The organism is Meridianimarinicoccus zhengii, from assembly GCF_003254465.1.
GTDB classification, from domain to species: Bacteria; Pseudomonadota; Alphaproteobacteria; order Rhodobacterales; family Rhodobacteraceae; genus Meridianimarinicoccus; species Meridianimarinicoccus zhengii.
The window spans coordinates 1-11,150 of record NZ_QDFI01000109.1 but is presented as its reverse complement, the minus strand read 5'-3'; the positions used below and the strand labels follow the sequence as shown (position 1 = coordinate 11,150).

The following is an 11,150-nucleotide window of genomic DNA, read 5'->3' as shown; positions in this document are numbered from 1 at the left end:
CGGCGGGGCACCGGCGGCCGCCCCGCCGCCCGAGGTCATCGCTGCAGGATCTTGCACCGGGGATACGTTCGCCGCCGCCTGTCCCATGGCCGGACCGCGGGACCGGAGGGCGACCGCCCGGGCAGCCCCGGCCGCGGCCACCGACGGCCTGGCCGATCCCGCGGTTCCGCCCAGTCTGCCCAGGCCATCCGCGCGAACCGCAGGGCCGTTGCCGCTGTCTGCTGACACCACCGGCGCGAGCCGCTTCTTGAGAACCTCTTCGCGCGGGCCGAAATCGACCTGGCGCCCCTTGTTCAGGACCAGAAGCTTGTTGCACTGGCGCAGGATACCCGGACGGTGGGTCATGATGATCACGCTGCACCCGTCGGCCCGCGCCTTGGCGACGGCCTGTTCAAGCGCCTGCGTGCCCTCGGCATCGAGACTGGCGTTTGGTTCGTCCAGCACCAGCAGCGCCGGCTTTCCATACAGCGCGCGCGCCAGCCCGATGCGTTGCATCTGTCCGCCGGAAAGCTGCGATCCGGCCATGCGGGCGGGTGTGTGGTACCCCATCGGCAGGGCGACGATCATGTCATGGGCACAGGCGTTCTTGGCCGCCTGCACGATCTTGTCGTCGCTTGCGTCCGGGTGCAGGCGCGCGATGTTTTCGCCGATCGTGCCGTCGAACAGCCGCACGGTCTGCGGCAGGTAGCCGATATACGCGCCGATGCGATCCTCGCGGTATTGCTGGATCGACGCGCCGTCCAGGCGGACGGTCCCCGCCGCGGGTGCCCAGCTTCCGGTGAGAATCCGCGCGAGACTGGTCTTGCCCGATCCGGACGCGCCGATGACGCCCATCACCTCGCCGGGCTGAAGGTCGAAGTCGATGCCCCGGAGCGTGGGCATCTTCTCGCCCGGAGGGATCGCAGCAGCACTCTTGACGCCGAGACGACCGGACGGGCGGGGCAGGTCCATCCCCGTCGCGGGGACCGGATTCCGGGCCAGCAGGTCGCCCAGCCGCGCCCAGGATTGCGCCGCCCCTTGCAGCATCGCCCAGCGTCCGACGATCAGTTCGACCGGCTGCAACGCCCGGCCCATCAGGATCGACGCGGCGATCATCGCGCCCGCCGTCAGTTCGCCGCGCAGGACGAGCCATGCGCCGAGTGCAAGCATCAGGGACTGCAGAAGCTGCCGGAAGGTCTTGGTGAAGGTCGAGAACTTGGACTGCCGGTCGCCAAGGATCTGGTCTTTGGCCTGCGCATCGACATGCTGCGCGAACCAGCGGTCGAAGGCCGCATCCTGCATCCCCAACCCGCGGAGCGTGTCGGAGTCGGATTGCAGCCGGTTCGAAAGCCCGCCGGTCGCGGCGCGGGCGGTATCCGCCTCCCTGGAAATCGACCGCGACAGGACGTGGTTGAGAACGGACATCAGGATGATGAGCCCGCCCCCTCCAAGTGCCAGAACACCAAGCGCCGGGTGCAACAGGAAGAGAAACGCGAGAAAGAACGGCGTGAAGGGCAGGTCGAACATCGCCGCCGCGACCGGCGACGCCATCAGGCGCCGGACACTGTCGAGATCGCGCGGTCCGTTGCAGCCAGCCGCACCGGAACCGGCCAAGTCCATCGCCCGGAGATTGGCGGAGAACACGCGCCGCGACAGGTGCAGATTGCACCGGGTCGCGATCCGCGACAGGACCCGGTCGCGGGAATAGTCGAGAATGCCCATGACGGCGAACAGGAAGACGACCAGAAGGGTCATGACGGCAAGGGTTTCCACCGACCGGCTGGCCAGCACCCTGTCATAGACCTGGAGCATGAAGATCGGTCCGGTCAGCATCAGGATGTTCAGGAAGACGCTGAACACGGCAACGAACGAAACGAGCGGCCAGTTGACGGCAAGGGCCTTGCGCAGTTCGGGCCGTCCGGGCGGAGTGCTGGTTGTCATGTCGGATCCTGCCTTGCGGGTTGGGCCGATCCGCAGGTGAAGCACGGCGCCTGCGGGCGGATCGGCTCGTTAGTCCGGAGAGGAGGCCGGGACACATCCCGGCGATGTCACAACCCTAGGAGGCGGATGTCTGGAGCATTTGGCGCGCGTGTCATGTTTCGAGAAAGTTTTTTTCAGAAAATGGAGAAACAGGCCGTACATCCATAACGCGTATGAAATCTTTGGTACGGTTCGGGTTTCGTGAGTCGATGTGTGCCATCCGGCACGACATGCACAGGATGTGACACGACGGCACGCACAGACCCCCGCAAAGACGGCACGCCCGAAGGGACGCGCCCGGCCCCCGGCCGGTCGTCACGATTCGGGCGATGATCGCGGGTTCAGCGGTCCAGGACCGTGCGCACCTTGTCGGCGAGAATCTTCCGCCGGTAGGGTTTGCTCAGCAGGTCGATGCCGGGATCGAGCCGCCCCTGGTGGACAATGGCGTTTTCCCTGTAGCCGGACGTGTAAAGAACCTTCAGCCCCGGATTTATCGCCACCGCCCGTTCCGCCAGTTCGCGCCCGTTCAGACCGCCCGGCATCACGATATCCGTCAGCAACATGGCGACATCGTCGAGATCCGCCAGCAAGGCCAGCGCATCGGGGCCGTTGGCGGCCTCGGTCACGCGGTACCCGAGACTCGCCAACTGCGCGGCAAGATGCGTGCGTACCAGTTCGTCGTCTTCGGCGATCAGGATGTGTTCCGTGCCCCCCGGCATGTCTGCCCGCTCCCGCGCGGCTTCGGCGGCGACCGCGCGCAGACCGGCACGCGGGAAATAGAGCCTGACAGTCGTCCCCTCGCGCGGTTCGGAATAGATCGTCAGATGGCCGTTGGACTGTTTCACGAAACCGAACACCATGCTCAGCCCGAGACCGCTGCCCTTGCCGATGTCCTTCGTGGTGAAGAACGGCTCGATCGCCCGTCCAACGGTTTCGGCATCCATCCCGATCCCGTTGTCGGATACCGACACGAGCACGTACTGGCCCGGCGTTACCTCGGAATAGGCGCGCGCATAGTCTTCGGACAGATGGGAATTGGCGGTTTCGATGGTGATCCGCCCACCCTGCGGCAGTGCATCGGACGCGTTCAGCACAAGATTGATGAGCGCCACTTCAAGCTGGCCGGCGTCCAGTTCGGCGGGCCAGAGCCCCGCGCCGCGCACGACCTCGATTTCCACGTCCTCGCTGATGGTGCGGCGCAGCAGCGCCTCGCTGTCCTTCAGAAGCCGGTTGATATCGACCCGCGTGGGTTGCAGCGGCTGCCGCCGGGCAAAGGCCAGTAGCCGGTTCGTCAGTTCCGCACCGCGTTCGGCCGCCTTGGCGGTCATGTCGGCCATGATCTGCAACTGCTGCTGATCCGTCAAAGCATCGGTCATCGCCTCGGCATTGCCGAGGATCACCGTCAGGAGGTTGTTGAAGTCATGCGCCACGCCGCCGGTCAACTGTCCGATCGCTTCCAGCCGCTGGACCCGGTCGAGCCGCCGTTCCAGTTCCTGCCGTTCCGTCAGATCGACCAGGCTGCCGATCATCCGCACCGCGCGCCCGCCTGCGTCGCGCAGGATAAAACCGCGGTCGAGCACGGTGGCATAGCTGCCATCGGCCCGGAGAAAGCGGTATTCGTTCGTCCACATCGTGTCCGTCCCACCCAGCACGCGCGCCAGTTCCGTGCCGACACGGTCGCGGTCCTCGGGGTGAACGAGGCCCTGCCAGAACACCGGATCGGACCGGACTTCATCCGGCGCGTAGCCAAACACCTTTGTTATCGCATCGTTCGCCCACAACCTGTTCTCGTTCATGTCCCAGTCGAGGATCAGGTCCGGCGCCGCACGGGCGATCAGCTCGAACCGTTCGCGTTGCGCGCGCGCCTCTGCTTCCATCTCCTTGCGCTGGGTCACATCCCGGAAATAGATGGCCAGCCCGTCCGCGACGGGATAGGCGGACACGTCGAACCACGCGTCCAGCGGGGGATAGTACGTTTCGAAGCGCGCCGTCTCGCGCGTCGCCACCGCGCGTTCGTACTCAAGCTGCGACGCCGATCCGACCGCTTCGGGGAACTCCGCCCATACATGCCGGCCGATCAGCGTCTCGGGATCGCGTTGCAGCATCCGGCCCGCATGGCTGTTGGCGTATGTAAAGCACCAGTCGCGGTCGAGCTTCAGGAAAGCGTCGCCGATGCTTTCCAGCGTCTCGCGGTAGCGGCGGTTGGCGTCTTCCGCATCCATCCGCGCCTTCATCAGCGGCGTGATGTCCTGGAATGCACCCTGCGCGGCCACGATCCTGCCGCGCTCGTCCCGCACCGGCGCCGCAATCGCGCGCACCCATAGCGTGCTCCCGCTGGCGGTCACGATCCGGGCGATCTCGTCGGCCTCCACGCCGTCGTTCACGCAGTTCCAGAAGGCCTGCGAGATCCGGTCGCGGTCTTCGGGAACGTAGCTTTCCAGCGCGCTTTCGATGGTCGGCTGATGATCGGGGGGCACGTCATAGATCGCACAGGTTTCGGGGGTCCAGATCACCCGTTCCGGAAAAAGCTCCGCCCGCCATCCCCCCAGCCGCACCTTGCTGCCCGCCATGGCCAGAAGGTGTTCCATCTGCGACAGCCTCTCGCGGGTCTGCACGAAATTGGTCACGTCCTGCACGAACCCGGTGACGATCTCGCGGCCTGCGATCACGTGGCGTTCCCCGACACCGCTGACATGGACGATGCTGCCGTCGGCACGCTGGATCCGGTGGCGAAAGATCAGCTTCTGCGTGCGCCCTTCGGCGAAGTCGGCATAGGCGGCCAGCATCTGCGCCCGGTCGTCGGGGTGGACAAGTGCCACGTAGCCGTCGAAATCCGGCGCCGGACTGGCCCATGGAACCCCGTAGACCTCGTGGACCTTGGGCGACCAGGCAAGCTTGTTGCTTTCGACATCGAGATCCCAAGCCCCGATCCCGAGAAGCCCCTCGGCCGTGCGCCGCCGTGCTGCATGTTCGTCGAAGGTCCGCATGGCGGCGCGCACAAGGCCGATGCCCGACCCGATCGCGGGGGTCGGCCCGTCAAGGGGCGGTGCCGCCGCGACTTCCAGCAGGATGTTGTCGACCGTGCCGTCGGGGTCCGTCATCGGCGTTGCACTGATGATCCACGCCTTGCCTTCGCCACCTGCCCCCGGACAGATCAGCGCCTCTGGCGTGCGGGTCACCGCGACACGCCGCAGCGCCTGTTCCAGCCCGGTCGGATCCTGCGGATTGGCGGCGCCGGGAAACGTCTCCGCCACGGGGGTGCCGATCAGGATCGACCGATCCGCGCCTGTCGCCTCAACGAAGGCATCATTGGCCGCCACGATCCTGTGATCGTCGGCGGCGACGACCAGTGCCTTGCGCTGGCCCCGGTCGAAGGCACAGCGATAATCCGGTTCCCGGGATTGCCGCGGACCGCGCCCCGGCACGAGGGTCACCAGCGCCACATCCATGGCGCCAATTTTCGCCCCCCGCCAGTCTGCCCGTGCGTCCAGCACCGCCCCGGATGCGTGGCGCAATTTCCAGTCCCCGGTTCCGGACGCATCCGCCGTGTCTTCGGCACCTGACAGCACGACGTCTGCAAGCGCCAAGCCCGACTGCGGCAGACCTTCGCGGCCCGCATCGACCCCAAGCCAGGCCGCGGCGGCCCTGTTCAGAAAGACGACGTATCGTGCCGCAGTGTCGATCGCCAGGACCGGAAGCGCAAGGCGGTCATAGGCCGAAAGATCAACTGCGGACATCGTGTCATCCATCCTGTGCGTCCTTTCACGGGGCGTTTCTTGCCCGTGGCAGACACAGTGTAACGCGGGTGCCCTCGCCGGGTTCGGAAGACATGCTCAGGCATCCCCCCGATTGCTGGGTGAAGCCCGACACCATGCTCAGCCCCAGGCCGCTGCCCTTGCCCGGCGGCTTGGTCGTGAAGAAAGGCTCCTCGGCGCGCGCCAGGACCTCCGGACTCATGCCGATGCCCGAATCCTCGATCACGAGGCAGACACCGTCGATGCAGCCCGGGCGACCGCAGGCCGGGTTCTCCGGATCGTTGAGATGGGCACTGAAGGTCACGCGCCCGCCATCGGGCATGGCATCGCGGGCGTTCAGCAACAGGTTCCGCAACGCATTGAAAAGCAGCGCCGCATCGGCTTCCAGCGCAAGGTCCCCTGCCCCGATGCGGGTCGCGATCGTGATATTGGGGCCAAGCACGCGGCTGGCGATGGGCTGAAGTTCGTCCAGCAGCCTCTCGATGGTGATCGTTTCCGGTGCAAGCGGCTGCCGGCGGGCATAGGACAGCAGGTATCCCGTCAGGTCGCTGGCGCGCAGCGCCGCGTTGAGAATGCTGTCGGCGGATTTCCGGCGCGGCGCGGCAAGGTCCGGTGCTTCGGACAACGTTTCCGCCTGGCCCACGATCACCGTGAGCAGATTGTTGAAGTCATGCGCGAAGCCGCCCGCCAGCTTGCCGATGGTCGCCAGCCGTTCCGCCTGCGCCAATTGGTCGGACATGGCGCGGTTCTCGAGGATGCGGACGACCTGCCGCGAAATCTGGTCGAAGCTTTCTCGATCCTCCACCGCATATGCCCCGGACAGCAGCCGGCACGCGCATGTCGGCGAATCCGGTGCGCAGGGGCGTTCGCACCGCGGTTGCGCGTGGCCCGCTTCGATCAGGCCTTCGTCGTGGCCGCGGATGCGCAAGGGTGCCCGCAAGGGGTTCGGCGGCGCCCGCCAGTCCTCGCTCAGATATTCGTCTTCGCCCAGTACGATGCGGACCGCCGGGTGCTGGTCGGCCCGCATGCTGGCGACGATAGTTGCGATGATTTCGGGGATGAGCGTCGCGTCCGGCGTGCGCGGGGCGTTGGCCAGTTCCAGGATCCGGGCCTGGCAGCGCGCATGCCGTTCCAGCCATTGCATGCGATGTTCGTTGCGCCGGGCGTCCGTGATATCCCGAAGCGTGCCGATCAGCCGTTCGCCGTCGGATGCCAGCCGCGCCTTGCAGGACAGCCACCGCACGGTGCCGTCGGGCCGCCCGATCCGGAAATCGACGGCAAGCTCGTTGCTGTCCATGGCGTCCACGGCTTCGTCCAGCGCCAGCCGGTCTGCCTTCAGAACAGAGGTCGCAAGCGGATTGAACCCCTGGGGAAGCCCGTCCGACGGATCGAACCCCCAGAGCTGGGCCGCCCCGTCGCTGACATAGACCGTGCGCTTCTTGCCCGGACCTTCGGTCATGAAGAAGACATCCGAAACGCTTTCGGCGATCTCGCGGAACCGTTTCTCGCTCGTGTCCAGCCGGGCGAGCGCCTCGCGCTGCGCGGTCTCGTCCACGATCACCGCAAGAAGCCGCGGCGGTCCGTCATCGACCCCCGCAATCCGTTCGAGTCGCACCCGGCCGCGCATGGTCCGCCCGTCGCGCTGCCGCAGCGCGACCTCCGTCATCTCGGCCGTGCCTTGGGCGGCGGCCTGCACCACCGCCTGCGCCAGGGCATCCTGCTGCCCGGCGTCCTCGCCCAGCCGGCGGAACAGCGCGTGTGATTCCGCCGAAGGGCCGGTGACACGGAACGACGCTGTCGCCGCGGCGTTGGCCTGAAGGATCTCGCCGCTGGTGGATTCCACGGTCAGGGCCGGGACCGGAAGGGCGCTGAACAGCTGCTGGGCATGTTCGCGCGCCAGCATTTCCCGTCGCCCGGTTTCGCGTAGCTCCTCGGCCTGCATCTCCAGTTCGGTCTGGTGCACGACAAGCTCGTGGGTCAGCTCCGCGAGGCCCAGATCGCCGTCGCGCAACAGGCGTTCGGTTTCCGCGAAACGCCCGGAACGCAGCGCGTCAAGCGCGCGGTCGCGGATATCCCGTTCATCGCGCGGCACCGGAACGCGATCTTGCTTTTCAGAGCCGGTCACGCACGCCTCCTGTCTTCGCGGTGCCGGACGCGGTGCGCGACATGGTCCCGGATTGGCCTGCTGCCGCCGGGCCGACATCCGTATGGGGCATCGTATCGCGCCAGCCCGTCAGGCGGAAATGTGAAACGACGCAGCCGCCCGACTCAAGCCCACCGACATTGAGCAGGAACCACCGCTCGGCATCCGGCGCGTGGCACGGATAGACCATGGAAAACTGACGCTTCCTGCGCGCCAGCACCGATTCTATCCCCTCCAGCGCCACGCGCGGGTCGCTTTCATGGACCGCGCCGTCACGGCACACGGCAAGATAATCCGCGCCGACCCCCAGTTCCTTAGGGTCGCCGCCATTGGCGGTGGCAAAGTCGAGCCAGGATTCGTTCACCCGCGCGATCTTGCCCTTGCGATCCAGCACGGCGACGCATTCGGGCAGCGCATCGAGCACCGATTGCAGGCGTGCCGCATCGTGCAGGCTTGTCACGTCGATGCAGGACAGGACGATGCGCGTGCCCCTCTCAAGGTCGCCCGGATGCGGCAGGATCGTCACAAGCCAGCGGCGCCCGTTTCCGTCCGTGGCTTCCGTTCGGCTTGGCGTGGCCGTGTCGCGCACGGTCCGCAGACGGCTGAACAGATGCAGGTCGTCCAGATCGTGGGACAGTTCCGTGAGCGGGCGGCCCAGATCGACCTCGCGCAGCCGGAACAGTACCGCGGCTTCCGGTGTGAAGCGCGTGACCCGCAGATCCCCGTCGAGAAACAGCAGCGGCAGCCCGGCGGACCGGGTGAGACTTTCCAGATCGGCGTTGAGCGCGTTCAGCTCGGCGATCTTCGACTGGTACTCCGCGTTGACCGTGTGCAGTTCCTCGTTGACGGATTGCAGTTCCTCGTTGGTACTTTGAAGTTCCTCGTTCGAGGCCATGAGTTCTTCGTTGCTGGCCTGGAGTTCCTCGTTGACGGTGCTCAGGTCCTCGATGGTGTCCTGAAGGTTCGCGCGGGTCAGGTCGAGTTCCCGTTCAAGATCCGCGAAGTGCTGGCTGCCCATTTCCGCGAGCGCGCCGGGATCGAGCGGCGACAGGTCGGCGGCGGCCACCGGGTTCGATGGCGCCTCGAATCCGACGATCAGGCGCGTGACCCGCCCGTCCTGTTCGGACATGATGGGCGTGACCGCCACGTGGCGCAGCAGGGGTGCTTCGTCCGGCGCCTGCAACGGCACCGCGTGCGACCGCTGCGGGGTCTTTTCTCGCGTCGCAGCATGCAGAAGCGTGGCCACGACGGGTGCCACCTCGTCGGGCAGAAGCTGCAACAGATCGAAGCTGGGCGCGCCGGTGCGCAGGCGCAGCAGGCGGTGAACATCTCCGAACATGTGCAGCACGGTGCGATCCGCCGACACCAGCACGGCGGGTGGCGCGTAGGCCCGTGCCAGCGCGGCAAGGGCAGTCGTGACCTCGTCGCCGACGACGGTCGCGCCCGCCGCCTGACCGGAAGCCCGTTGCGCGGGCGGATGGGCGCCGCGCGGCACCGGCATGTCACCCGGTAGAAGCGCCGTCATGCGGCGATGCAGCCGGTAGAGCCGGTGATGCCCGTCGATCGTGGCGAAATGCTCCGACATCGTGGCAGGCGTCTCGCTGCTGCCCAGGAACAGCACGCCGCCTTCGCGCAGGGCATATGTCAGTCGCCGCAGGACACCCTGCTGGGCCATTGGCCGCAGGTAGATCAGCATGTTCCGGCAACACACGAGGTCCATGCGCGTGAAGGGCGCATCGGCCAGAAGGTCATGGCGCGAGAACACGACCAGTTGCCGCAGACGCGTCCGGACCTGCCAACTGCCATCGTCCCGCTGCTCGAACCAGCGCGCGCGGATGTCTTCGGAAATCGCCGCGACCTGCGCCGCACTGTAGCGGCCCGCGGCAGCACGGGCAATGTAGTCGGGTTCGACATCCGTGGCGAAAATCTTGACGTTTGGGTCATGCCCCGCGTCGTGCATCAGGTCCGCCAGCACCATCGCGATGCTGTAGGCTTCCTCGCCGGTCGAACAGGCGGTGACCCAGACGCGGATCGGTTCGTCCGGCGCCCCGGCCCGCGCGGCGACCAGCGGGGCCAGCGCGGTTTCGGACAGGGACTTGAAGGCCGCCGTGTCGCGAAAGAAGCTGGTGACCGGGATCAGGACCTCGTGACGCAGGGCGACAAGCTCCTCCGGGGTGGCTGCAAGGTGATCGGCATAGGCTTCGACCCGCTCGAACCCGGTTGCGTTCATGCGCCGCTCGAGCCGGCGCAGCAGCGTGGCGGGCTTGTATTGGCCGAAGTCGATGCGCATGGCCCGCTCAAGCATCCGCAGCGCCGGATCGGCATGACCGGACGATGCGAGGTACGGACCGTCCGCAGCGCCGCGGGGGCGCGCCACCGCGCCGCTCCGGGTGATGGCCAGCACCTCCTGCGCCAGGCCCTCGGGCGAAAGGACATGGTCTGTCGCGCCACTGGCGATGGCATTGCGGGGCATCCCGTCGAAACGGCAGGTGGCCGGATCCTGCACGAGTATCCAGGCACCGGCTTCGGCCAGCTTGCGCACGCCCTTGCTGCCGTCGCCCCCGGTCCCAGACAGCACGATCCCGACCGCGCGCATCGGGGCGGCCGTGGCAAGGCTGTCGAAGAACGTGTCGATGGGCAGACTGAGCCCGGAGGCCGGCCGCGGCGCAAGTCGCAGGCAGCCATCCGTGACCGTCATCGCCGCATTGGGCGGCAGAACGTAGATATGCCCGCCCTGTAGCGGCATACCGTCCTCTGCCACCGCGACCGGCATCGCCGTGTGCCTCGCCAGCAACGTGTCCATCATCGTCTTGTGTTCCGGAGCAAGGTGCTGGATCACCACGAACGCGGCGGAGTCAACAGGTGGGAGGCTGCCGAAAAAGCGGTCAAGCGCCTCCAGGCCGCCCGCGGACGCGCCAAGCGCGACCACCACGCCTTCAAAGCCCGGCCCTTGCGGATCGGACAGGGGGCTTGGCACTTCGTCCATCGGAAATCCCTTGTACCAGAATGCACACAGTTTGCCCCCATGACTCGGCGTCATCAAGTGCCCTGGCGCACCCCTGACACCAGAGTCACGACATTTCAATATTTTGCAACGATTTGCACAATTCGGTCAAACGCGCGCCGGGAACCGACATTTCCGCGAATGCCTGCATGGGTGAAGACGTCCTACGCACGGAGCAACGCATCAAGCCCCTTGCGTTTCGGTTTGCCCGTCTTGGGGCTTGCCTAGCAGGCCGCTGAAATAGTCCAGCCTCGACAGAGGTTTGAGAACATGATTCACCCTCGGCACG

At 66.7% G+C, this 11,150-nt stretch carries 4 protein-coding genes; all 4 read right to left on the bottom strand.

The window, feature by feature from the left end; translation table 11 throughout:
• A partial coding sequence (locus tag DDE13_RS20830; protein WP_111406146.1) for a type I secretion system permease/ATPase occupies positions 1–1,920 on the bottom strand: 1,920 nt, incomplete at its 3' end.
• Positions 1,921–2,300: 380 nt separating this feature from the next.
• Complete coding sequence (locus DDE13_RS20825) at positions 2,301–5,708, bottom strand: PAS domain-containing protein (RefSeq protein ID WP_111406145.1); 3,408 nt, start codon at positions 5,706–5,708, stop codon at positions 2,301–2,303.
• Between the two features lie 13 nt (positions 5,709–5,721).
• Positions 5,722–7,839, bottom strand: a complete 2,118-nt coding sequence (locus tag DDE13_RS20820) for a hybrid sensor histidine kinase/response regulator (protein ID WP_162631142.1) — start codon at positions 7,837–7,839, stop codon at positions 5,722–5,724.
• Positions 7,826–10,843, bottom strand: coding sequence for a chemotaxis protein CheB (locus DDE13_RS20815; RefSeq protein ID WP_162631141.1), 3,018 nt, complete (start codon positions 10,841–10,843; stop codon positions 7,826–7,828). Before DDE13_RS20815 ends, DDE13_RS20820 begins: the two co-directional genes overlap by 14 nt.
• Positions 10,844–11,150: the final 307 nt, after the last annotated feature.

What these genes read in the sequence shown, in the direction of transcription:
- DDE13_RS20825 (WP_111406145.1), bottom strand. Translation starts at nt 5,708, where the DNA reads ATGGATGACACGATGTCCGCAGTTGATCTTTCGGCCTATGACCGCCTT.
- DDE13_RS20815 (WP_162631141.1), bottom strand. Translation starts at nt 10,843, where the DNA reads ATGGACGAAGTGCCAAGCCCCCTGTCCGATCCGCAAGGGCCGGGCTTT.